Raw genomic sequence first — 22,815 nt, forward strand, 5'->3', positions numbered from 1 at the left:
ACGAGCGCAAGGAGACCTACCCAGACATGAGTGCCGACGACGGTACCCTCGTCCGCTGCCCCAACTGCGGAGAGAACGCGGCGCCCCGCGCCAGATTCTGCGAGAACTGCGGCACGCCACTGGGCGCCACCAACGGGGACCCGTCGGTGCCCTCCGAGGTGACCCTGGAGGGGGCTCCCCTCGTCGTCGACCCCGACCCGGCATCTGGCGAGTCCCGCGCGCAGCGGTCCTGCGCCGCCTGCGGCGGCGTCATCGCGCCGGACGGGTACTGCTCCGACTGCGGCACCCCCGGCCAGTCCGAGCGTGACCACTTCGAGGAGCGCCCGGCCGGCTGGGTCGCCGGCGTCTGCGACCGGGGTGTGCGGCACGCGCGCAACGAGGACGCGATGGCGCTCGCCGCGAGCAGCAACTTCGCCGCTCTCGTTGTGTGCGACGGCGTGTCGAGCGCACCGGACTCCGACATCGCCTCGCTGGCCGCGAGCCGGGCCGCCCGGGATGTGCTGGTGGCCTACGGACCCGAGGGGACGAGCCCGGTGGAGGGCGCGACCAGCCGGCGCATCGCCGGCTGGACCGACGCCATGGTGGCCGCGTCGCGCGCGGCGGGCCAGGCGGTGCGGGGCGTGGCGGAGCAGCTCGCCGCGACGAACGGGAAGGACGCGGCGGACGACCCGCCGTCGTGCACCTTCGTGGCAGCCGTCGTGGACGACGACCTGATAGTCGCCGGCTGGGTGGGCGACTCCCGCGTGTACTGGCTGCCGGACTCCGGCCAGGCGGAGCAGCTCAGCGTCGACGACTCGTGGGCGCAGGAGATGATCGCGGCGGGCGTACCGCGTGCCCAGGCGGAGACGTCGCCCCAGGCACACGCCATCACCCGGTGGCTCGGCCCGGACGCCCCGGACACCGACGCGCGCTGCGCCGCGACCGTCCCGTCGGAGCCGGGCTGGCTGCTGGTCTGCTCCGACGGGCTGTGGAACTACTGCTCCGACGCGCACGAGATGAGCGACCTCGTGCGCCGGTTCGCCACCTCCGGCGACCCGCAAACCGCGTCCGCGGCGCTCGTACGCTGGGCCAACGCCCAGGGCGGGCGGGACAACATCACCGCCGCGCTCGCTCGTGTCGCCCCGTCTGTCCCCGAGCAGCGCTAGCCTGCCGTTACCGAGAGGAGCCACCGTGGCCGAGTTCTCCGCCGAGGTCTTTCAGAACGAGTTCCTGTCTGACGGCGCCACCGACGTGCACGCCATCGTCTCCGTGACCTGCACGGGCGCCGGGACCGCAGACAAGGGTGCCGCCGCGGGCGCGAGCCCGGGCACGAGCGGCGTCGCCGAGATCATCGCGGTCGACACCTCCGGGTCGATGCAGGGCCGCAACATGGAGGCCGCGAAGCACGCGGCTGCGGTGGCCGTGGAACAGATCCCGGACGGCACGCTGTTCGCGATCATCGGCGGCTCGCACGTGGCGTCCCGGGTCTTCCCCTACCCCAACGCGCGCGTGCCGATGGTGGCCATGGAGCCGGGCGCCCGCAACGAGGCCAAGCGCGCCATCTCGACCATGTCGGCCAGCGGCGGCACCGCCATCTCGACATGGCTGCGGCTCGCCGACGACCTCTTCGCCACCGTTCCCGTGGCGCAGAAGCACCTGATCCTGCTGACCGACGGCAAGAACGAGTCCGAGCCGTCGCTCCACCTCGACCAGATGATCGTGAACGTCATGGGCAACTTCCAGTGTGACGCCCGCGGCGTCGGCGACCGCTGGGTGGTCGAGGAGCTGCGCAAGATCTCGACCGCGCTGCTCGGCACCGTCGACCTCATCGCCCGGCCGGAGGACATCGCCGAGGACTTCGCGGCACTGGTGCAGAAGTCCATGGCCCGCGGGGTCGCCGCCGTGGACCTGCGGGTGTGGGCGCCGCAGGGGTCGCGGGTCCTGTTCGTCAAGCAGGTAGCCCCGGAGGTCGACGACCTCACAGGCCGCCGCACCGAGGTGAACCCGCTGACCAGCGCGTACCCCACGGGCGCGTGGGCCGACGAGACCCGCGACTATCACGTGGCGGTCCGGGTGGCGTCGAAGCCCGTGGGCTCGGAACAGCTCGCGGCCCGGGTCCAGGTGGCGGTCGGCGGCGAGGTGGCGGCGTCGGGCCTGGTCAAGGCCAAGTGGACCGACGACTCCACGCTCACCGCCCGGATCAGCCCCGAGGTGGCGCACTACACGGGCCAGGCCGAGCTCGCCTCGGCCATCCAGGAGGGCCTGGCCGCGAAGGCCGCGGGCGACGAGGCCACGGCGACCGTGAAGCTCGGCCGGGCCGTACAGCTCGCCGCCGAGACCGGCAACGAGGAGGCCACCTCGCGCCTGCGCAAGATCGTGGAGGTGGAGAACGAGGAGGAGGGCACCGTGCGGCTCAAGCGGAACACCGCCAAGCTGGACGAGATGGCACTCGACACCGCATCCACCAAGACCACCCGGGTACGGCGCGCATGACCGTCGTCTGCCCCGAGGGACACACCAGCCAGTCCACCGACTACTGCGACGTGTGCGGCACGCCGATCCCGGCCGGCGCCGCAGCGGCCTCCGAGCCGGGTCGCTCGGGGGGCGAGCCCGTCGAGGCCGCCGGCCCCGTGACCTGCCCCAACTGTGGCGACCTGTCCCCCGCCGACTCCCTGTTCTGCGAGAACTGCGGGTACGACTTCACGACCGGCACGGCGGCAGTGCCGGCTCCTCCCCCGGTGTCGGGCCTCGACCTGGGTGACCTGGGTGCTACGCAGCCCGGGAACGGTCTCGGGCAGGCGCCAGCTGCGTCGGCGGGTCCGCCGCCCTCGGCCGTGCCCACGCAGAGCTCACCGCCGCCGGCCGCGCCGGCTCCAGGCGCTCCGGAGCCCGGCCCGCCTGCTTCGGCCGGGCCCACGCAGAGCACCGCCGCGATGCCTCCGCCGTCCCCGGGCGCACCCGCGCCCGCACCGTCGGCGGGCAGCGGGCTTGCCGCGCCGCCCGTCCCGGGCGACGACGCCTGGGTCGCGGAGATCTGGGTGGACCCCGACTGGTACGCACACGAGCGACCCGAGGACCCGATGCCGTCGGCGGGCCTGCCCGGCCTGGTCACGCTGCGGCAGCGCAGCCTCCTCGTGGGGAGGCCGTCGCAGTCGCGCGGTATCCGGCCCGACGTCGACTGCGGCAGCGACCCTGGGGTATCCCGGCGCCACTGCCAGCTGACGACGGACGGGCAGCGCTGGTGGGTGGAGGACCTGCAGTCGTCGAACGGGACCTTCGTCGGGGCAGCGGGCGAGGCCCTGCCGGACACCCCGCTGACACCGGGTGTGCGCCGTGAGCTCGAGGAGAACGACCGCGTCTTCATCGGCGCGTGGACGCGCCTGGTGATCCGCAAGGCGCTACCGGGCGAGGCCTAGCCGAAAAAGGCGTGCGTAACGCGGGTGTTACCTGGGAGGCTCAAGGCACACCGCGGTGACGTCCGTCCGGTCCCATACCGGGCGGTGGACAGGGTCCGGCCAGACCCATGTCGGGAGACCGGCAATCCAGCGTCACGAAAGGCACTCACGTGCACACCGAGTACGACCTGGCGCAGGCCCTTCACCGGGACCGCCTCCGCGACGCCGAGGAACATCGGCGTTGGCGCACGCTCCGCGAGGAGCAGAAGCGACGCAAGGCCGAGGCCCGCGCCGCAAACCGGAACGACAGCCGCGCACAGGCACCCGCCCTGCGCGTGCGGTCGGTATGACCCCGAATCAGGCTCCCGCGTAGCCCCTGACCTGCGGGAAGGTGCCGCAGATCACCGCTGTCCGGCTTGCGCGGGATTTCCTGATTCAGGATGATGTAACACGACGGAAACACCGATGGACGCCGAGCCGCGACCCGGCCGGCGCGCTCCACGACACCGTCGCCCTCTCCCCACCCCTGGAAGGACCACGGACATGCATGCCCAGACCGCTTACTACATCGGCCGCGCACAGGTCGCCGAGATCGCGCGCCGCGCGGAGGTTGCCGGTGCACAGGAGCGCGCACTGCGTGAGCGCCCCGAGCGCCGCACCGCCAAGCGATACAAGCGGCTCCGCCTGATCTGACCGGCTGACGCAGCCGCCCGACCGTCGACGTCGGACACCCTGGCCCTTCCCGGACGACCACAGTCGCCCTGCGGGAGGGCCTTTCTGTGCAACGACACCTCAGGCAGCTACGTACTCGGCCGAGTAGGTAACGCTCAGGTAGCACTGCTATCTCAGCGTTACCTCCTCGGCCGGGCATGTTGTCCCCCGTCGACCTCGGCCCGACCCGGCAGAGCCCCGTCCCGCACGCCGGGCAAGCCCTCGGCGTCGGACCGAATAGGCTGAGCTGCGTGAGCCTTCCCAACCCCAACGAGCGCATCGTCTGGATCGACTGCGAAATGACCGGCCTGGACCTGCGCGCTGACGCGCTCGTCGAGGTTGCGGCCATCGTCACCGACTCCGACCTCAACGTCCTGGGCACCGGTGTCGATGTCCTGGTCAAGCCGCCCGCCGAGGCACTGCTGCAGATGAACGACTTCGTGCGCGCCATGCACACCAACTCCGGTCTGCTGGACGCGCTGGACGAGGGGCTGACCCTCCAGGAGGCCCAGGACCAGATCCTGGCCTACGTCCGCGAGTGGGTGCCCGAGCCGCGCAAGGCACCGCTGGCCGGGAACTCCGTCGGCACGGACAAGACGTTCCTCGACCTGCACATGCCGCAGCTCGTGGAGCACCTGCACTACCGGATCATCGACGTGTCGTCGATCAAGGAGCTCGCACGGCGCTGGTATCCGCGCGTGTACTTCGCCTCCCCGAAGAAGGGCGGCGGGCACCGCGCGCTGGCCGACATCCTCGAGTCGATCGACGAGCTGCGCTACTACCGCGAGGTCCTGTTCCCCGCGCAGCCCGGCCCCGACACGGCGACCGCCCGCGCCGCGGCGGAGCAGGTCACCGAGACGTCCGTCACGAAGCAGCTCGCTCCCTAGATTTGAGTTCGGTCCGCGGCCACCGACCATGTATGCTTTTCGACGGTCGCCGGTCCACGATCGGCGAACATGGTGGGCGTAGCTCAGCTGGTAGAGCATCGCGTTGTGGTCGCGAGGGCCGCGGGTTCAAGTCCCGTCGCTCACCCCATACGCAAGGGCCCCTCGCGCAGGCGAGGGGCCCTTGCGCATGCCGTAGCCGTTCCCGGACGACGCTGCCGCGACGGAGCCGGCTCAGCGCACCTCAGCCCAGGAGCTTCTGGACCGCGGCCGCGAGCTTGGCCTCGACGCCCGTCCCGTACTTCATCCAGAGCGACGGCTCGGTGAGCTCCAGCTCGATGACCATGGGGACGCCGTCGTCGCCCGAGACGAGGTCCACACGCGCGTAGGTCAGGTCCGCTCCGGTGGCCTCCCGGGCCACCGCCAGCGCCCGCTGTGCCACCTCGATCTGGGCGGGCGTGGCCTCGAAGGCCTCCTTCTCCTCCTCCGCGTACAGCTCGCTCGAGTCCTCGGCCGGGCCGGTGAGCAGCGCGTTCTTCCGCACGGCGTGCGTGAGCTCGCCGTCGATGAAGATGAGGCAGGTCTCGCCCGCGGTGTCCACGGAGGTGACGTAGGGCTGGATCATGACCCAGCGGCCGTCGTCGAGCAGGCGGGTGGCGTGCGCGATGGCGAGGCCGCGGGACTCGGCGGACACGGGCTGGTAGCGGCCGGTGTTCTTGGCCCCCGCACTGACGACCGGCTTGACCACGAAGTCGCCGAACGCGGGCATGCGGGTGTGCACGGCGCGCTTGGACAGGTGCCGCTCGGGGTCGAGCCAGATCGTCGGGATCACCGGGATGCCGGCCTCGTCGAGCTCGCGCAGGTACCGCTTGTCGGTGTTCCACTCGATGACGTCGACGGAGTTGGCGACCTTGGGCAGGGAGCGGGCCCACGCGAGGAACTCGTCGTGGCGCGGTGAGTAGTCCCAGGTGGAGCGGACCAGCACGAGGTCGTAGGCCTGCCAGTCCACCGCCGGGTCGTCCCACACGGCGGGTTCGGCGGTGATACCCCGCTCGGCCATGGCGGCGATCAGCGGCACGTCGTCCGTGTCGAGGTCGGGCAGCTGGGAGCAGGTCGCGAGGGCTACGCGTGCGTTGGTCACGGCCCGAGACTATCGGGGCTGGTTCCGCTGGGTCTCGGCCTGGCCCGCGCGGAAGACGGGGCGTCGGTCACACTGCCGGCTCGCGGCCGGGAACGTTGTCGACGGCGTCCTGGATATCGGCGGCGCCGGCGTCGCCGCCGGCCGCGTCCGCGGCCCGGCGCAGCGCGCCGAGGATCCCGTCGGCCGTGAGCGAGCCGACGACGTCGCCGGACTCCCCCACCACCGGCACCCGCCCCATGGCCGAGCCCGGCAGGGCCGCGACCGCCTCGAACGCGTCGGTCAGGCGGGCGCCGAGCCGCACGGGCGGAGGCGCGGGCTCGACGATCCGGTCCGCGCCCTCCAGGTCGACGGTCTGCACGCGCGCGAGCGCAAGCATGCGCGAGGCGGAGCCGTCGCCGATGAAGTCCCGCACCCGTTCGGACGCCGGGTGGGCCAGGACCGCGAGCGGGCTCGCCACCTGCTCGAGCTTGCCGCCGCGGGACAGGACGGTGATCCGGTCGCTGAGGCGCGCCGCCTCGTCGATGTCGTGCGTCACGAGGATCACGGTGGTCCCGGTCTCGCGCTGGATCCGCTGGAACTCCGTCTGCAGGTGTCGGCGGAACTCCGGGTCGACGGCGCCGAACGGCTCGTCCATGAGCAGCACCGGCGGGTCGGTCGCCAGCGCCCGGGCCACGCCGATGCGCTGGCGCTCGCCGCCGGACAGCTCGTGCGGGTACCGCTTCGCGTAGGTGGCGGCGGGCAGGCCCACCAGGTCGAGCAGCTCGCTCACGCGCGCTCGCGTGCGCCTGCGGTCCCAGCCCAGCAGCCCGGGGACGGTGGCGATGTTCGCCTCGACGGTGCGGTGCGGGAACAGCCCGACGTTCTGGATCACGTAGCCGATCCGGCGGCGCAGCGCCACGGGGTCGGTGGCGGTGACGTCCTCGCCGTCGAGCAGGATGCGGCCCGACGTCGGCTCCACGAGGCGGTTCACCATGCGCAGCGTGGTGGACTTGCCGCAGCCGGACGGGCCGACGAGCGCCAGCACCTCGTGCTCGCGGACCGAGAAGCTCAGGCCTTCGACGGCGACGGTCCCGTCCGGGTACGCCTTGCGAACGGTGTCCAGCTCGATCACTGTGCGTGCAGCCATGTGCTCGAACCTACCGGGTCGCGCGCACGGTACGGTCGGACGCATGCCCGGCAACCCCTGGTTCTCCTGGTCCTACGTGGTCGACAACGCGCCGGTGCTCTGGGAGCGCACGGCCGAGCATGCCAGCCTGACGATCGAGGCCGTCGTGATCTCCGCGGCCATCGCCGTGCCGCTCGGGGCGCTCATCTCCCGGTCGCGGTGGCTGGCCGGGCCCGTGCTCGGCACGGCCGCCGTCCTGTACACGGTGCCGTCCCTCGCGCTGTTCGCGATCCTGGCGCCGCTGCTCGGCATCGGCCGCACGCCCGTCCTGGTGGGCCTGGTGGTCTACGCGCTGCTCATCATCCTGCGCAACACCGTGGCCGGGCTCGCCACCGTGGACCCGGCAGTGCTCGACGCCGCCCGCGGCCTGGGCTACGGGCCCGGGCGGATGCTGGTCGAGGTGGCCATGCCGAGCGCCCTGCCGAGCATCATCGCGGGGCTGCGGCTGGCCACCGTGTCCACCGTCGCGCTGGTGACAGTGGGCGTCGTGGTCGGTTACGGCGGGCTGGGGCAGCTCATGTTCCAGGGCTTCCGCAACAACTTCTACCGGGCAGAGATCATGGCGGCCACGCTCGCGACCATCCTGCTCGCGCTCGTGCTGGACCTCGCCCTCTGGGCGGCGGGCAGAGCCCTGACCCCCTGGCTGCGCAGGAGGACCTCGTGAGCGCCCCCACCGGCGTCGTCGGCGAAGCCTTCGTGTGGCTCAACGACCCCCTGACCTGGACCGAACCCGGCGGCTTGCTGGAGCTGACGGGCGAGCACCTGCTCATGACCGCCGCCGCCGTCGCGGTGGCCGCCGCGGTCGCCATCCCGCTCGGCGCCTGGCTGGGCCACAGCGGCCGGGGCGCGGGCCTCGTCGTCTGGCTCACCAACGCCTCCCGGGCGCTACCCACGCTCGGCATCATCCTGCTGCTCGCCGCGGGCGGGCTGTTCGGCAACACCGCCACCGTGATCGCCGCCGCGTTCTTCGCCGTGCCCGTGCTCCTGGTCAACACCTACGAGGGTGTGCGCGGCGCCGACCCCGACGCGCGCGACGCCGCCCGCGGCATGGGCATGAGCGGCGGACGCATCCTGCTGCTGGTCGAGCTGCCGCTCGCCACGACCCTTGTCTCCGCCGGGCTGCGGACCACCATCGTGCAGGTCGTGGCCACGATCCCGCTCGCGGCGCTCGCCGGCGGCGGTGGCCTGGGCCAGGTCATCGCGTTCGGCATGGGCACGCAGCGGTACGGCGAGGTGCTCGCGGGCGGCGTCGTGGTGGCGGCGCTGTGCCTCGCGATCGACGCCGTCCTCGCGATCGTCCAGCGCCTGGCGACGCCTGTCCCGCTGCGCGTCGGCGTCAGCTGAGCCGGGCCGGCGCACGCCGGCCGACCCCGAGCCCTGGGAAAATGTGACGACCTTCTCACGAGGCGTTTTATCCCTTGCTATCCGTCTCGTACCGGGTTCGAATGGGACAGCGAAGCCATAGAACAGATGTACGTCACGTCACCCACGTTCGGAGACATTCGATGAAGTTCCCACGTACACACGTGTCCCTGCCCCGCGCGCTCGGTGCCGCGGCCGCCGCCGTCGGCCTGGCGGTGCTGACCGCCTGCGGCGCGCCAGGCTCCGCCGGAGGCGGTGACACCAGCCCGACGGGCGGTGGCAGCTTGGCCGCCTGCGAGGCGGTCCCGGGCGAGGAGCTCGTGGTGCTCGAGGACAACAAGCAGCTCCAGACGGTCGACAACATCATCCCAGCGGTCAACGCCGCCGCCGTCGAGGGCGACGACACCCTGATCCCGCTCCTCGACTCCGTGTCGGCCGCTCTCGACACCGACACCCTCATCGGCCTGAACAAGGCTGTGGACGTCGACCGCCGCTCCTCCCAGGAGGTCGCCGAGGAGTTCGTGGCCGACGCCGGCCTCGACAGCCCCGAACAGAGCGGCAGCGGCGAGATCGTCATCGGCGCCGCCGACTTCGCGGAGAGTGCCACGCTCGGCAACATCTACGCGACGGTGCTGAACGCCGCCGGGTACGACGCCTCGGTCACCACCATCGGCAACCGCGAGGCCTACCTCCCCGCGCTGGAGGACGGCGAGCAGGTCCAGGTCATCCCCGAGTACGTGGGCACCCTCACGGAGTTCATCAACAAGGACGTCAACGGGGCAGACGCCGAGGCGGTCGCCAGCAGCGACCTCGACGCCACCGTGGAGGCGCTCACCGGGCTGGGCGAGGAGGTAGGCCTCGTGTTCGGCGAGCCCTCCCCCGCACAGGACCAGAACGCGTTCGCCGTGACCAAGGCCTTCGCCGACGAGCACGGCGTCACCTCGCTCAGCGAGCTCGCCGAGGCCTGCGGCGGTCTGGTCCTCGGCGGCCCGCCGGAGTGCACGGAGCGCCCGTTCTGCCAGCCGGGCCTGGAGGAGACGTACGGCCTGGAGTTCGCGGAGTTCCGCACGCTCGACGCCGGCGGCCCGCTGACCAAGTCGGCGCTCCAGCAGGGCGAGATCACGCTCGGCCTGGTCTTCAGCTCGGACGGCTCGCTCACGCCGACGGAGTGACCGCAGAGACGGTGGTCGAGCTTGCCGAGACCGGTCTCGGCAAGCTCGACCACCCTTCGCTCGGTACTACAGCCCGTACGACTCCAGGAACCGGAGCCAGACCTCGCTGACCGTCGGGTAGGCGGGCACGGCGTGCCACAGCCGGTCGAGCGGCACCTCGCCGACGACGGCGATCGTCGCGGCGTGCAGCATCTCCCCGGCGTCCGGTCCCACGAAGGTGGCGCCCACGAGGACACGCCGCTGCGTGTCGACGAGCACCTGGGCGCGGCCCGAGTAGTTGGGCCCCGCCACGCTCGCGCCGGAAACCCAGGACAGGTCGTACGACACGGCCTCCACCGGGATCCCGGCCGAGCGCGCCTGGTGCTCCGTCGGCCCCACCCAGCTGACCTGCGGATGAGTGAACACCACCTGGACGCGCGCGGCGTGGTCGGCGGTCGCGGTATACCTCGACCACCTCTTTCCCTCCTGCCCGACGGCGGGAGCGGCCTCGCCCGTGGTCGGCGCCCGGTCACCGGCCTCCGTGCCGTAGCGGGCGGCCACGACGTCGCCGACGATGCGGCCCTGGTACTTGCCCTGGTGTGTGGTAGCTGCGCGGCCTGTCACGTCACCGCACGCGTACAGCCAACCGCCGGGCACGCCCGTGACCTGCAACGACTCGTCGACGACGAGCGCCCCGCCGCGGCCCAGCGCCCCCTCCAGGCCGATGTTCTCCAGACTCAGGTCCGCGGTGCGTGGCAGGCGTCCGGTGGCCACGAGGATCTCGGCGGCGGTGACCCGCCCGCCGTCGGACAGCGTGACGGTCACGGGGCCTGCCGAGTCGCTCTCTGCCCCGGCGTCGGGGCGCTCGACCGAGCTGACGTTGACGCCCGTCCGGACGTCCACGCCGCGCTTCCGCAGCGAGTCCCCGACCATCTCCCCCGCGAACGGCTCGGCGCCGGACAGCAGGCTGCCCCGGGCAAGCAGCGTGACCTGGGCGCCGAGGTCGGCGTAGGCGTTCGCCATCTCGACGCCCACGACTCCGCCGCCGACCACGACGAGGGACTCGGGGATCTCGTCGGCCGACGTTGCCTCGCGGCTCGACCAGGGCGAGGCCCCCGCGAGTCCCGGGACGTCGGGCAGGACGGGCACACTGCCGGTCGCGACGATCACGGCGTGCCGGGCCCGCAGGAGCCGGGTCTGCAGTTCCCCCGTCTCGGCCTCCGCAAGGCCTGCGCCGGAGTCGGCCGCACTGTCCGTGTCGGCGTCGACGCCGGCCGGGCTCTCGTGCGGCACCGTGACCTCGACGAGCCGCTCGCCTGTCAGGCGGCCGTGCCCGCGCACGAGCGTGAGGCCGGAGCTCTCGACCCAGGAGACCTGCCCGGCGTCGTCCCAGTCCTTGGTGATCTCGTCGCGCCGGGCGAGGACCGCGGCTACATCGGGCGTGCCGGGGTCGCTCAGGCCCGGCGTGTCCTGCACGATCGCGCGGACGGCGCCGGTGCGCAGCAGCGTCTTCGACGGCATGCACGCCCAGTACGAGCACTCACCGCCCACCAGCTCGGACTCGACCAGGGCAACGGAAAGGCCGGTGCGCGAGGCGCGGTCAGCCGCGTTCTCGCCCACCGGCCCGCCACCGATCACGATGACGTCGAACAACTCCTCGGAAACACTCATGGCGTCATCGTGTCTCCCTGGCGGCCCGATCGCCAGGAGGCACCGCCGGACATGTCAGATGTGGAACCGACCCGTTTCGAGAACGACCTCGGGTGCAGAATCGAGGCCGCATCGGTTCCCCTGGTCATTCTCGAAACGGACCCGGTACGTCCGACACCGACAGGTCAGGCCAGCCCGGCCTTGCGCAGGGCGTCGGCCATCGCGGTGTCCGCCGGCGCCGGACGGCCGCGGCCACCCTGTCCGCCCTGGCCACGCCCGTTGCGACCGCGACCCTCGCCGCCGCCCTGGCGCCCGCCGCCGCGCTGCCCGTCGCTACCCTGGCCGCCGGAACCCGGCCCACCGGAGCGGGAGCCACCCGAGGCGCGACCGCCGGGGCCCGAGCCGATCTCGTCGTCCAGGCGCAGCGTGAGGGCCACCCGCTTGCGCTGGAGGTCGACGTCCATGACCTTCACCTTCACGATGTCGCCCGACTTCACGACCTCGCGCGGGTCGCTGACGAAGTTCTTCGACATCGCCGAGACGTGCACGAGCCCGTCCTGGTGCACACCGATGTCCACGAAGGCACCGAACGCGGCGACGTTCGTGACCTGGCCCTCCAGCACCATGCCGGGCAGCAGGTCCCCGAGCGTCTCGACGCCGTCCGCGAACGACGCCGTGGTGAACGCCGGGCGCGGGTCCCGCCCCGGCTTCTCCAGCTCGGCGAAGATGTCGGTGACCGTCGGCAGCCCGAAGGTCTCGTCCACGAACTCGGTCGGCCGCAGCGTGCGTAGCGCGCCGCCGTTGCCGATGAGCGCCTGCACGTCCGCGCCCGACGCCGTCACGATGCGCCTGGCCAGCGGATACGCCTCGGGGTGCACCGACGACGCGTCCAGCGGCTCGTCGCCGCCCGAGACCTTCAGGAAGCCCGCGCACTGCTCGAACGCCTTGGGGCCAAGGCGCGGCACGCTCTTGAGCGCCGCACGCGACGGGTACGGGCCGTTGGCGTCCCGGTGGGCCACGATGTTCTCCGCGAGCGTCGAGGTGATGCCCGAGACCCGCGACAGCAGCGGCACCGACGCGGTGTTGAGGTCGACGCCGACGCCGTTGACGCAGTCCTCCACCACGGCGTCCAGCGAACGCGACAGCTTCGTCTCGGTGATGTCGTGCTGGTACTGGCCCACGCCGATCGACTTGGGGTCGATCTTCACGAGCTCCGCGAGCGGGTCCTGCAGGCGGCGCGCGATGGAGACGGCGCCCCGGATGGACACGTCGAGCTCGGGCAGCTCGGCGCTCGCGTAGGCCGACGCCGAGTACACGGACGCGCCGGCCTCGGACACGATCGCCTTCGTCAGACCGAGCTCCGGCGCCTTCTTCATGAGGTCGGCGGCCAGACGCTCGGTCTCCCGCGACGCCGTCCCGTTGCCGATCGCGACGAGGTCGACGTCGTGCTTCTTGGCGAGCCGCGCCAGCACGGCGAGCGACTCGTCCCAGCGGTTCGCGGGCGCGTGCGGGTAGATCGTCGCGTGCTCCACGACCTTGCCGGTCGCGTCCACGACGGCGACCTTGACGCCCGTGCGCAGGCCCGGGTCGAGCCCCATCGTGGCCCGCGTACCCGCGGGCGCCGCGAGCAGCAGGTCGCGCAGGTTCGCCGCGAAGACACGTACCGCCTCGTCCTCCGCCTCGGAGCGGAGCCGCAGCCGCACGTCGATGCCGAGGTGCACCAGGATCTTGGTGCGCCACGCCCAGCGGACCGTGTCGGCGAGCCAGCGGTCGCCCGGGCGGCCCTGGTTCGCGATGCCGAACTGGTGCGCGATCGTGCCCTCGTACGACGTCGGCACGCCGGCCTCGATGCCCTCCTCCGGCTCGATCGTCAGGTCCAGCACGCCCTCCTTCTCGCCCCGGAAGAGGGCGAGCACGCGGTGGGACGGCAGGCTGGACAGGGCCTCGGCGAAGTCGAAGTAGTCGGAGAACTTCGCGCCCTTGTCCTGCGCCCCGTCGCGGACGGTGGACAGCATGCGACCGCGCTTCCACAGGCGCTCTCGCAGCGTGCCGATCAGGTCGGCGTCCTCGCCCATGCGCTCCACGAGGATCGCGCGGGCGCCGTCGAGCGCCGCCGCGGCGTCGGCCACGCCCTTGTCGGCGTCGACGTACGGGCCGGCCGCCGCCGTCGGGTCGAGCGACGGGTCGTCGAGCAGCGCGAGGGCGAGCGGCTCCAGGCCGGCCTCGCGTGCGATCTGCGCCTTGGTGCGCCGCTTCGGCTTGAACGGGAGGTAGATGTCCTCAAGGCGCGACTTGGTCTCCGCTGACAGGATCTGGGCGCGCAGCTCGTCCGTGAGCTTGCCCTGCTCCTCCACCGACGTCAGGATCGCCGCGCGGCGCTCCTCCAGCTCGCGCAGGTACCGCAGCCGCTCCTCGAGGGTGCGCAGCTGAGCGTCGTCGAGCGTTCCCGTGGCCTCCTTGCGGTAGCGGGCGATGAACGGCACGGTGGCGCCGCCGTCGAGCAGGTCGACCGCCGCGGTCACCTGCCCTTCCCGAACGCCCAGCTCCTCGGCGATCCGCCGGTTGATACTTGCCAACGTCCCTTACCTCACTTCTTGCGTTGAACACACCCGGGTGGTCGGGACAGATTGTGCCTGGCACCACTGACATCTGTTGCATCCAACCGCGCGTGTCAGTCCCACGAGTCACCCTGGTCACCTGTGTCCGACACGCGACACGCTGCAAGCCCGACGCAGGTCACGACATATTCGGGACACGACCCGATGGCGGGCCCTTACCCAGGAGGAAAGCCGTGCAGCGTAGCGATCGAGCCCCTGGTCCAGTCGAGCACACCGCCCCGCGCCTCGCCCAACGCCGTGCGGCGGCGCCCACAGCGGTGGTCGCGACCGCGGTTCTCGCCCTGACCGCGTGCGGGCCCGGCCCGGACGGGGGCCTGGAGCGCTCGGACGCGGAGCGGGTCGTCGTGGTGCCTGCCGACGCGCCCGCGAGCGCCGATGCCGTCGCGGCGACGGAGGAGCTGGGCCTGCTTGCGCTGCGCACGGCGGCCGAGCCGGACGAGAACGCCCTGGTCTCCCCCGCATCCCTGAGCTTCGCGCTGGCCCTGCTGGCCGAGGGCGCGCGCGGCGAGACGGCCGCGTCCCTGGATGCGGCGCTCGGCGCCTCGAGCCAGGACCGCACCTCCGCCTACAACGCGCTGCAGGGCACGCTCGCGGCGCACGACGGCGATCCCGGCGTCGCGCAGGACGACGAGCTGCCCGAGAAGCCCTTGCTGCACCTGGCGAACCAGGCGGTGCTCGACGACCAGCTCTCCGTCGAGCAGGACTACCTCGACGCGCTCGCGTCCGCGTTCGACGCCGGCGTCCAGCGCACCGACCTGGGCAGCGGCGAGGGCAAGAAGGTCCTGGACGCCTGGGTGAACCACCACACGGGCGGCCTGATCGAGGAGTCGGCGATCCAGCCCGAACCGTCGTTGCGCCTGGTGCTGCAGAACGCGATACTGCTCGCCGCCCGCTGGGAGATCCCGTTCGAGGAGCACGCCACCAGCGACGAGGACTTCACCGGTCCCGCCGGTACGGAGCCCACGGAGATGCTGCACGGCACGCAGTCCTTGGCCTACGCGACCCGCGGCGAGTGGGCCGCCGTCCGGCTCCCCTACGCCGACGCGTTCCACGCGGACGTGCTCCTGCCGCCGGCAGGCACCGATCCGTCGGAGGTCACGCCCGGGCAGCTGACCGCCCTCATCCAGGCCCTCGACGCCGAGGAGCCGCAGACCGTCGAGCTGGCGATGCCGACCCTTGAGCTCGAGCCGCCCATCCTCGACCTGGCCCCGACGCTGGAGGAGGCGGGCCTAGGCGGCCTGTACGAGGCCCCGGACCTGTCCGGCATCAGCACCACCCAGTCGCTCTTCCTGAGCCAGGCGATGCAACAGGCCTACCTGAGCCTGGACGAGGAGGGCACCGTCGCGGCCGCCGTCACCGAACTGGGCATGGCGGAGAGCGCCGCCGCGCCTGACGAGTCTGCGGTCCAGATGACCGTCGACCGCCCCTACCTGCTGCGGATCGCCCACACCGAGACCGAGCTCCCCCTCTTCCTGGCGGCCGTGCGCAGCCCGCAGCACTGACGCATGTCCCCGCGCCCCGCGCCCGCGGGCGCGGGGCGCGCGCGGGCGCGGGGCGCGCGCGGGCGCCGTCAACCATTGACCCGGGCATCCAGCGCCAGTACCGTGCGAGACAAAACGGGTGAAACCGTATCTTGTGCGGCCGATCCCCCGAGCACGAGGAGGTGCTCCGTGGCGCTGTCGTTCCTCGACCGCGAGCACACGGTGGCGAAGCCCGGCTACAGCAGGTGGCTCATCCCGCCGGCGGCGCTCGCCATCCATCTGTGCATCGGCCAGGCGTATGCCACCAGCGTGTACAAGAACGCGCTGGTCGCCCACTTCGAGTCGAGCCTCACGGCGATCGGCGTCATCTTCTCGATCGCGATCGTCATGCTCGGGCTCTCGGCGGCGGTGATGGGCACGTGGGTGGAGCGCGCCGGGCCACGCGCCGCGATGTTCACCTCCGCCTGCTTCTGGGCCTCCGGATTCCTCATCGGGGCGCTCGGCATCGCGACGTCCCAGCTGTGGCTGGTCTACCTCGGGTACGGATTCGTCGGCGGGATCGGGCTCGGCATCGGCTACATCTCGCCGGTGTCCACGCTGATCAAGTGGTTCCCGGACCGGCCGGGCCTGGCTACCGGCATGGCGATCATGGGGTTCGGCGGCGGCGCGCTCGTCGCCTCCCCGCTGTCCCGGCAGCTGATGGCCTTCTACGACAGCGGGTACGACCCCTCGGACTCCACCTCCGTGGCCTCCGGCGGTGCCGTCACCTCACTCTTCGTCACCCTGGGCATCGCGTACTTCCTCGTGATGATGCTGGGCGTGTTCACCGTCAGGGTTCCACCGCCCGGCTGGGCACCCGCGGGCTTCGACGCCGCGGCGGTGGCGGCCAAGCCGATGGTGTCGGCGGCGAACGTCTCAGCGGCGAACGCCATCAGGACCCCGCAGTTCTGGTTCCTGTGGACCGTCCTGTTCTGCAACGTGACGGCGGGCATCGGCATCCTGGAGCAGGCCGCGCCGATGATCCAGGACTTCTTCCGCGACGGCGGCACGTCCTCGGTCGCGCCGACGACGGCGGCCGGCTTCGTCGCGTTCCTGTCCCTGTTCAACATGGCGGGCCGCTTCGTGTGGTCGTCGACGTCGGACTACATCGGCCGCAAGCCGACGTACATCATGTACCTGGGTGTCGGGATGGTCCTGTACGTGCTGCTGGCCACCGTGGGCCACGCCTCCACGGCGATCTTCGTGCTCGTCGCCGCCGTCATCCTGTCGTTCTACGGCGGTGGCTTCGCCACGATCCCCGCCTACCTGCGCGACCTGTTCGGCACCTTCCAGGTCGGCGCGATCCACGGCCGCCTGCTCACCGCGTGGTCGGCGGCGGGCATCGCCGGACCGCTCATCATCAACGGGTTCCTCGACGCCCAGGGGACGCCGGGCGAGCTGGTCGCCGCCGACTACCGGCCCGCGCTGTTCACCATGGTGGGCGTGCTCGCGCTCGGCTTCGTGGCCAACGCCCTGGTCCGGCCAGTGGCGGCGCAGTTCCACGAGTCGCCGGGCCGCTCGGACGCGTTCGTCGAAGGAAAGGTGTGACCATGGGCGAGCAGACGCCGGAGCAGTCCTCGAACCAGGTCCCGCGGCTGGTCGTCACCTGGCTGGTCGTGACCGTCCCGCTGGCGTACGGCCTGTTCCAGACGATCAGGAGCGTCATCCCGCTGTTCGCGGGCTGACGCGCCGGGTCAGCGCACCCGGTCCGCCCAGGTGTAGACGTTCATCGACTCGCCGCGCACGAAGCCCAGCAGGGTCAGGCCGCACTCGTCCGCCAGGTCCACGGCGAGGGTGGAGGGCGCCGAGATCGCGGACAGCACCGGGATACCGGCCCGCACGGCCTTCTGCACCAGCTCGAACGACGCCCGCCCGCTGACCTGGAGGACCGTCCCGGCAGCGGGCAGGGCGCCGTCGCGGAGCGCCGCGCCGACCACCTTGTCGACGGCGTTGTGGCGGCCGACGTCCTCCCGCACGTACAGCGGCTCGCCGTCGGCGGTGAACAGACCCGCCGCATGCAGGCCGCCCGTCCGGTCGAAGGCGCGCTGGCGCTCGCGCAGCAGGTCGGGCAGGGAGGCGATCACGTCGGCGCCGACCGTGACCGGGTCGCTCGCGACCGGCCACCGCAGCCCGGCCCGCACCTCCACCACGGTGTCCGACCCGCAGACCCCGCACGCGCTCGTTGTCGCGAAGGCCCGCGACCGCGGGGGCTCGACTCCGCGCGCGAGCGCCACCTCCACGGTGTTGTCCTCGTCGGGGCACAGCCGCATGGCCACGATGTCGTCCGGTGCGCCCACCGCCCCCTCCGAGACCAGCCAGCCGGCCACGAGGTCGAAGTCGTCGCCGGGCGTCCGCATCGTCACGGTCAGCGCCTCGCTGCCCGACGACGTGCCGGTGGCCGGCGTCGTGCCGCCAACCGGCGACGCGGCGGGGCCGACCAGCCGGACCATGAGTGGTTCCTCGACGGCGAGCGTGTCCGGGCGTGCCGCACGTGCGCCCTCGCGGACGCGGACCACGGGCCGGCGGTCGGTGACGACTCCCATGCCGCCAGTCTCCCACCCCGGCCGATCGATTTGTCCAGGCCAGGCCCCCGACGATCAGCCTCTGCGCTAGGCCGTCGGAGCGACCCCGAGCTGGGCGGCCAGGTCGGCCTGGTCGAAGTAGAAGTCGTGCCGGACGATCTTTCCGTCCGAGACCGTGGCGATGTCGACGCTCCGCATCCGGATCCGCTTGCCGGTCGGCGGAAGGCTGCTTCCGTCGGGTAGCTCCATCGGGCCGGTATGGGTTCCGATGAACTCGCCCTGATCGATGGCACACTCGCCAGTTTCCAGCCCCCGCTCGGAGTGGTAGTCGCGCTCGGAGAACGAGTCGACGAATGACCTGTTCCATCCGATGAACGCCTCGATGCCGTGCAGTGTCCCCGCGTCCGGCGTGGTGACAACGACGTCCTTGTCGTAGACCTCACGCAACACGTCGAGGTCGCCGGCAACAACCGCTTCGGTGACCCGGTTCATCAACTCGCGTGCCTGTCCCATGGTGTGCCTCCTTCAGGAGCGGATGGGGTGACCGGGCGATCCGGGGACGGGTCGTCCGGAGACGACTTCAGTTAACGCTGCCTCCGCGGTGGGCGCCATCGCGCGGGCCCCCCGACCGATATGTCGCAGCCTCCACACACGGGTGAGACCGGCGTAGGGTCGCACACGTGACCGACGTGAGCGACGAGGCCCGCACCGAAGCCCCCGAGAAGGGCCTGCGCATCGGGCCCCCGAAGAACAGCGCCGCCGGCGTACCCGGCGTCGTCCATGGCCTGTCCCACGTCTTCGCGGAGGCGGGCGTCGGGCGTGGCCTGCGTACGCTTCCCCTGGTCAACCAGCACCGCGGCTTCGACTGCCCAGGGTGCGCCTGGCCCGAGCCGGGCAAGCCGCACCTCGCGGAGTTCTGCGAGAACGGCGCCAAGGCGGTCGCCGAGGAGGCCACCCGCAAGCGCGCGGACGCGGCGTTCTTCGCCGAGCACCCCATCTCCGAGCTGGCGACCTGGACCGACCACCGGCTGGGCAAGTCCGGGCGCCTCACCGAGCCGATGCTGCGCGACGAGGGCGCCGACCACTACCGGCCCGTTTCCTGGGACGAGGCCCTCGACCTGGTCGCCGCCGAGCTCCGCGGGCTGGACTCGCCGGACCAGGCAGCGTTCTACACCTCCGGCCGCACCAGCAACGAGGCGGCGTTCGTCTATCAGCTCCTCGCGCGCAAGCTCGGCACGAACAACCTGCCCGACTGCTCGAACATGTGCCACGAGTCGTCGGGCACGGCCCTGACGGAGACGCTGGGCATCGGCAAGGGCAGCGTGTCCCTGGCGGACATCACCGACCACGCCGACCTGATCGTCGTCGTCGGCCAGAATCCCGGGACCAACCACCCGCGCATGCTCACCGCGCTGGAGGAGGCCAAGGACCGCGGGGCGCGGATCGTGGCGATCAACCCCCTGCCCGAGGCCGGGCTGCAGACCTTCAAGAACCCACAGCGGGTGCGCGGCGTGGTGGGGCAAGGCACCAAGCTCGCGGACCGGTTCCTCCAGGTCCGGCTCGCCGGCGACCTGGCCCTGTTCCAGGCGGTGAACCGCCTGCTCCTGGAGGCCGACGACGACGCGCGCACCGCCGGGCACAAGCCCGTCCTGGACCACGACTTCATCGCCGAGCACACCTCGGGCTTCGCCGAGGCCGCGGCCGCATGGCGGACCGTGAACCAGGCCGACGTCGAGCTGGCCACCGGCCTGGACTGGGCGGAGATCGAGGCGTTCGTCGACGACGTCAAGGCCGCCGACAACATCATCGTCTGCTGGGCGATGGGCCTGACCCAGCACAAGCAGGCGGTGGCGACCATCCGCGAGGTGGTGAGCTTCCTGCTGCTGCGTGGGAACGTCGGCCGGCCGGGCGCCGGCGCCTGTCCGGTCCGCGGTCACAGCAACGTGCAGGGCGACCGCACCATGGGCATCTGGGAGCGGCCCACCGGGCCGTTCCTCGACGCGCTCGCCGCGGAGTTCGACTTCGAGCCCCCGCGCGCCCACGGGTACGACGTCGTGGACACCGTCCGCGCCCTGCGCGACGGGCGCCTCAGGGTCTTCATGGCGGTGGGCGGCAACTTCGCCGCCGCGACGCCGGACAGCGCCGTCACCGAGGCCGCCCTGCGGGAGGTGCCGCTGACAGTGCACGTCTCGACCAAGCTCAACCGCTCGCACGTCCTGCCCGGCAGGCGGTCGCTTGTGCTCCCGTGCCTCGGCCGCACCGAGCGGGACGTCCACGCCGGTCGGGAGCAGGTGGTCACCGTCGAGGACTCCATGAGCGTGGTGCACACCTCGCGGGGGCGGCTGGCCCCGGCGTCGGACTCCCTGCGCAGCGAGACCGCCATTCTCTGCGACCTGGCCCGCCGCGTGCTCGGCCCCGAGGACGCGACGCCGTGGGAGGAGTTCGCCGACGACTACGCGCGTGTCCGCGACTCGATCTCGCGCGTGGTGCCGGGCTTCGAGGACTTCGAGCGGCGGGTCGCGGAGCCCGGCGGGTTCGTCCTGCCCCACCCGCCGCGCGACGCCCGGCTGTTCCCGACGTCGACCGGCAAGGCGAACTTCACGGTGAACAAGCTCGAGGTGGTCCGGGTGCCGGAGGGCCGCCTGCTGCTGCAGACGGTCCGCTCCCACGACCAGTTCAACACCACCGTCTACGGGCTCGACGACCGGTACCGCGGCGTCAAGGGCGGACGCCGCGTCGTGTTCGTGCGTCCCGAGGACCTGACGGACCTCGGGTTCGCCGACGGCGAGACGGTAGACCTGGTCAGCGAGTGGCCGGGCCGGGACGGCGGCACGGAGGAACGCCGTGCCCGGGGGTTCCGGATCATCGCGTTCCCGACGGCGCGCGGGTGCGCCGCGGCGTACTTCCCGGAGACCAACGTGCTGGTCCCGCTGGACCACACGGCAGAGGGCAGCAACACGCCGGCGTCGAAGTCGGTGGTGATCCGCCTGGAAGCGCCGAAGTAGAACTCTGGCGAAGTAGAACCGTACGAGAGAGTTCTACTTCGCCAGAGTTCTACTTCGGCGGAGCCGTCAGTGCGCGGTCGCCTTCTCCGCGCCCGCGCCCGTGAGGGAGCGGACCTCCATCTCGGCGTACTTCTCCGGGTGCGACCGCTCCTTGCTCAGGTACGTGCCGACGATGCCGAGCACGAACGCGAGCGGGATGGTCACGATGCCCGGGTTGTCGAGCGGGAACCAGTGGAAGTCGATAGCCGGGTTGCTGATCATCGACTTGCTGAGCCCGGTGACGGGGTCGGCCGGCTTTCCGGACACCACCGGCGAGAAGATGATCAGCACGACCGTCGAGATCAGGCCGCCGTAGATGCTCCACAGCGCGCCGGACGTGTTGAACCGCTTCCAGAACAGCGAGTAGATGATCGTCGGCAGGTTGGCCGACGCCGCGACGCAGAACGCCAGGGCCACGAGGAACGCGATGTTCTGCCCGTTGGCGAAGATGCCGCCGATGATCGCGATGATGCCGATCACGACCACGGTCCAGCGGGCCACCCGGACCTCGCCGTCCGGGGCGACCTGCCCCTTCTTGATGATCGAGGCGTAGATGTCGTGCGCGAAGCTGGTCGCCGCCGTGATCGTCAGGCCCGCCACGACGGCAAGGATCGTCGCGAACGCGACAGCGGCGATGATGCCGAGCAGGATCTCGCCGCCCAGCTGGAACGCGAGCAGAGGCGCCGCCGAGTTCTGGCCGCCCGGCGCCGCGAGGATCGTCTCAGGGCCGACGAGCGCCGCGGCCCCGTAGCCGAGCACCAGGGTGAACAGGTAGAAGATGCCGATCAGCCAGATCGCGACGACAACGGACTTCCGGGCCTCCTTGGCCGACGGCACCGTGTAGAACCGCGTGAGCACGTGCGGCAGGCCGGCCGTGCCGAGCACCAGGGCCAGCGCGAGAGACAGGAAGTCGAGCTGCGACAGGGCCGTGGCCCCGTACTGCAGGCCCGGCTCGAGAATTGCCTCGCCCTTGTCGCCGGCCATGTTCACGGCCTCCTGCATGACCGCGGAGAGGTTGAAGCCGAAGGTCGCGAGGACCCAGATCGTCATGGCCCCGGCGCCCAGGATGAGCAGCGTCGCCTTGATGATCTGCACCCACGTGGTGCCCTTCATGCCACCCACCAGCACGTACAGGATCATGAGGGCGCCGACGACTGCGATGACCAGGCCCTGACCGGCCTTGTCAGTGATGCCGAGCAGGAGTGCCACGAGGCCTCCGGCGCCCGCCATCTGGGCCAGCAGGTAGAAGAACACCACCGCGAGGGTGGACAGCGCGGCGGCCAGGCGGATCGGCCGCTGCTTCAGGCGGAACGACAGCACGTCGGCCATCGTGAACTTGCCGGTGTTCCGCAGCAGCTCGGCGACGAGCAGCAGCGCCACGAGCCACGCCACGAGGAAGCCGATGGAGTACAGGAAGCCGTCGTACCCGTTGACGGCGATGGCCCCGGCGATGCCCAGGAAGCTCGCCGCGGACAGGTAGTCGCCGGCGATCGCCGTGCCGTTCTGCGTGCCCGTGAAGTTACGGCCGCCGGCGTAGAAGTCCGCGGCGCTCTTGTTCTGCCTGGACACCCTGAAGACGATGACGAGCGTGACGGCGACGAACGCCGCGAAGATACCGATGTTGATCGCCGTGTTGCCGACGTTCGTGGCCTCGGCCGCCATGACGGTCCAGT

General features: G+C 71.7%; 20 protein-coding genes and 1 tRNA gene. 14 read left to right on the forward strand and 7 right to left on the reverse strand.

What is annotated here, in order from left to right:
• Window positions 1–26 precede the first annotated feature (26 nt).
• The 7 genes from IE250_RS15785 (at window position 27) to IE250_RS15815 (ending at window position 5,120) form a co-directional block, all read left to right on the forward strand.
• Window positions 27–1,145: a PP2C family protein-serine/threonine phosphatase gene (locus tag IE250_RS15785; RefSeq protein WP_189670209.1), complete on the forward strand. Its 1,119-nt coding sequence runs from the start codon at window positions 27–29 to the stop codon at window positions 1,143–1,145.
• Between the two features lie 25 nt (window positions 1,146–1,170).
• Complete coding sequence (locus IE250_RS15790; protein WP_189670210.1) at window positions 1,171–2,472, forward strand: VWA domain-containing protein; 1,302 nt, start codon at window positions 1,171–1,173, stop codon at window positions 2,470–2,472.
• Window positions 2,469–3,395, forward strand: coding sequence for a double zinc ribbon and FHA domain-containing protein (locus tag IE250_RS15795; RefSeq protein WP_189670211.1), 927 nt, complete (start codon window positions 2,469–2,471; stop codon window positions 3,393–3,395). Before IE250_RS15790 ends, IE250_RS15795 begins: the two co-directional genes overlap by 4 nt.
• A gap of 149 nt (window positions 3,396–3,544) precedes the next feature.
• Window positions 3,545–3,724: a hypothetical protein gene (locus IE250_RS15800; RefSeq protein WP_189670212.1), complete on the forward strand. Its 180-nt coding sequence runs from the start codon at window positions 3,545–3,547 to the stop codon at window positions 3,722–3,724.
• 193 nt (window positions 3,725–3,917) lie between these two features.
• The gene (locus IE250_RS15805) at window positions 3,918–4,067 is read left to right on the forward strand and encodes a hypothetical protein (protein WP_189670213.1); all 150 of its coding nucleotides are present in this window, start codon (window positions 3,918–3,920) and stop codon (window positions 4,065–4,067) included.
• A gap of 269 nt (window positions 4,068–4,336) precedes the next feature.
• Window positions 4,337–4,972, forward strand: coding sequence for an oligoribonuclease (orn, locus tag IE250_RS15810; protein ID WP_189670214.1), 636 nt, complete (start codon window positions 4,337–4,339; stop codon window positions 4,970–4,972).
• 72 nt (window positions 4,973–5,044) lie between these two features.
• Window positions 5,045–5,120, forward strand: a tRNA-His gene (locus IE250_RS15815).
• A 93-nt stretch (window positions 5,121–5,213) separates the two neighbouring features.
• On the opposite strand, the gene IE250_RS15820 is transcribed toward IE250_RS15815, so the two are convergent.
• Together IE250_RS15820 and IE250_RS15825 are read right to left on the reverse strand one after the other, a co-directional pair.
• On the reverse strand, window positions 5,214–6,110 hold the full coding sequence (locus tag IE250_RS15820) for an ATP-grasp domain-containing protein (protein WP_189670215.1): 897 nt from the start codon (window positions 6,108–6,110) through the stop codon (window positions 5,214–5,216).
• Between the two features lie 67 nt (window positions 6,111–6,177).
• Window positions 6,178–7,236, reverse strand: coding sequence for an ABC transporter ATP-binding protein (locus IE250_RS15825; protein ID WP_229872499.1), 1,059 nt, complete (start codon window positions 7,234–7,236; stop codon window positions 6,178–6,180).
• 43 nt (window positions 7,237–7,279) lie between these two features.
• On the opposite strand from IE250_RS15825, the gene IE250_RS15830 reads away from it, so the two are divergent.
• The 3 genes from IE250_RS15830 to IE250_RS15840 all read left to right on the forward strand — a co-directional run bounded on the left by IE250_RS15830 (window position 7,280) and on the right by IE250_RS15840 (window position 9,809).
• Complete coding sequence (locus IE250_RS15830) at window positions 7,280–7,939, forward strand: ABC transporter permease (protein ID WP_189670216.1); 660 nt, start codon at window positions 7,280–7,282, stop codon at window positions 7,937–7,939.
• Window positions 7,936–8,619 (forward strand): ABC transporter permease, encoded by a 684-nt coding sequence (locus IE250_RS15835; RefSeq protein WP_189670217.1) that lies wholly within the window; start codon window positions 7,936–7,938, stop codon window positions 8,617–8,619. The genes IE250_RS15830 and IE250_RS15835 overlap by 4 nt, the downstream gene beginning before the upstream one ends.
• Before the next feature lie 161 nt (window positions 8,620–8,780).
• Complete coding sequence (locus IE250_RS15840) at window positions 8,781–9,809, forward strand: glycine betaine ABC transporter substrate-binding protein (protein ID WP_189670218.1); 1,029 nt, start codon at window positions 8,781–8,783, stop codon at window positions 9,807–9,809.
• A gap of 66 nt (window positions 9,810–9,875) precedes the next feature.
• Here the strand turns inward: IE250_RS15840 and IE250_RS15845 are convergent, their stop codons facing one another.
• Window positions 9,876–11,459 (reverse strand): dihydrolipoyl dehydrogenase family protein, encoded by a 1,584-nt coding sequence (locus IE250_RS15845; protein ID WP_189670219.1) that lies wholly within the window; start codon window positions 11,457–11,459, stop codon window positions 9,876–9,878.
• 164 nt (window positions 11,460–11,623) lie between these two features.
• On the reverse strand, window positions 11,624–14,014 hold the full coding sequence (locus IE250_RS15850) for a Tex family protein (RefSeq protein ID WP_189670220.1): 2,391 nt from the start codon (window positions 14,012–14,014) through the stop codon (window positions 11,624–11,626).
• A 215-nt stretch (window positions 14,015–14,229) separates the two neighbouring features.
• On the opposite strand from IE250_RS15850, the gene IE250_RS15855 reads away from it, so the two are divergent.
• The 3 genes from IE250_RS15855 to IE250_RS24870 all read left to right on the forward strand — a co-directional run bounded on the left by IE250_RS15855 (window position 14,230) and on the right by IE250_RS24870 (window position 17,261).
• A complete protein-coding gene (locus IE250_RS15855) occupies window positions 14,230–15,558 on the forward strand; it encodes a serpin family protein (protein WP_229872500.1) in 1,329 nt (442 codons plus the stop codon).
• A 174-nt stretch (window positions 15,559–15,732) separates the two neighbouring features.
• On the forward strand, window positions 15,733–17,124 hold the full coding sequence (locus IE250_RS15860) for an OFA family MFS transporter (protein WP_229872518.1): 1,392 nt from the start codon (window positions 15,733–15,735) through the stop codon (window positions 17,122–17,124).
• 2 nt (window positions 17,125–17,126) lie between these two features.
• On the forward strand, window positions 17,127–17,261 hold the full coding sequence (locus tag IE250_RS24870; protein WP_268247834.1) for an MFS transporter small subunit: 135 nt from the start codon (window positions 17,127–17,129) through the stop codon (window positions 17,259–17,261).
• A gap of 9 nt (window positions 17,262–17,270) precedes the next feature.
• Here IE250_RS24870 and fdhD read toward each other — a convergent pair whose 3' ends face one another.
• Together fdhD and IE250_RS15870 are read right to left on the reverse strand one after the other, a co-directional pair.
• Window positions 17,271–18,119, reverse strand: coding sequence for a formate dehydrogenase accessory sulfurtransferase FdhD (gene fdhD / locus IE250_RS15865; protein ID WP_189670222.1), 849 nt, complete (start codon window positions 18,117–18,119; stop codon window positions 17,271–17,273).
• Window positions 18,120–18,185: 66 nt separating this feature from the next.
• Complete coding sequence (locus IE250_RS15870) at window positions 18,186–18,611, reverse strand: ester cyclase (protein ID WP_189670223.1); 426 nt, start codon at window positions 18,609–18,611, stop codon at window positions 18,186–18,188.
• A 167-nt stretch (window positions 18,612–18,778) separates the two neighbouring features.
• Between IE250_RS15870 and IE250_RS15875 the strand changes: the two genes are divergently transcribed.
• A complete protein-coding gene (locus IE250_RS15875; protein WP_373301703.1) occupies window positions 18,779–21,103 on the forward strand; it encodes an FdhF/YdeP family oxidoreductase in 2,325 nt (774 codons plus the stop codon).
• Window positions 21,104–21,169: 66 nt separating this feature from the next.
• Here the strand turns inward: IE250_RS15875 and IE250_RS15880 are convergent, their stop codons facing one another.
• Complete coding sequence (locus IE250_RS15880; protein WP_189670336.1) at window positions 21,170–22,804, reverse strand: monocarboxylic acid transporter; 1,635 nt, start codon at window positions 22,802–22,804, stop codon at window positions 21,170–21,172.
• Between the last annotated feature and the right edge of the window lie 11 nt (window positions 22,805–22,815).

Source organism: Promicromonospora soli, assembly GCF_014653785.1.
GTDB lineage: Bacteria > Actinomycetota > Actinomycetes > Actinomycetales > Cellulomonadaceae > Promicromonospora > Promicromonospora soli.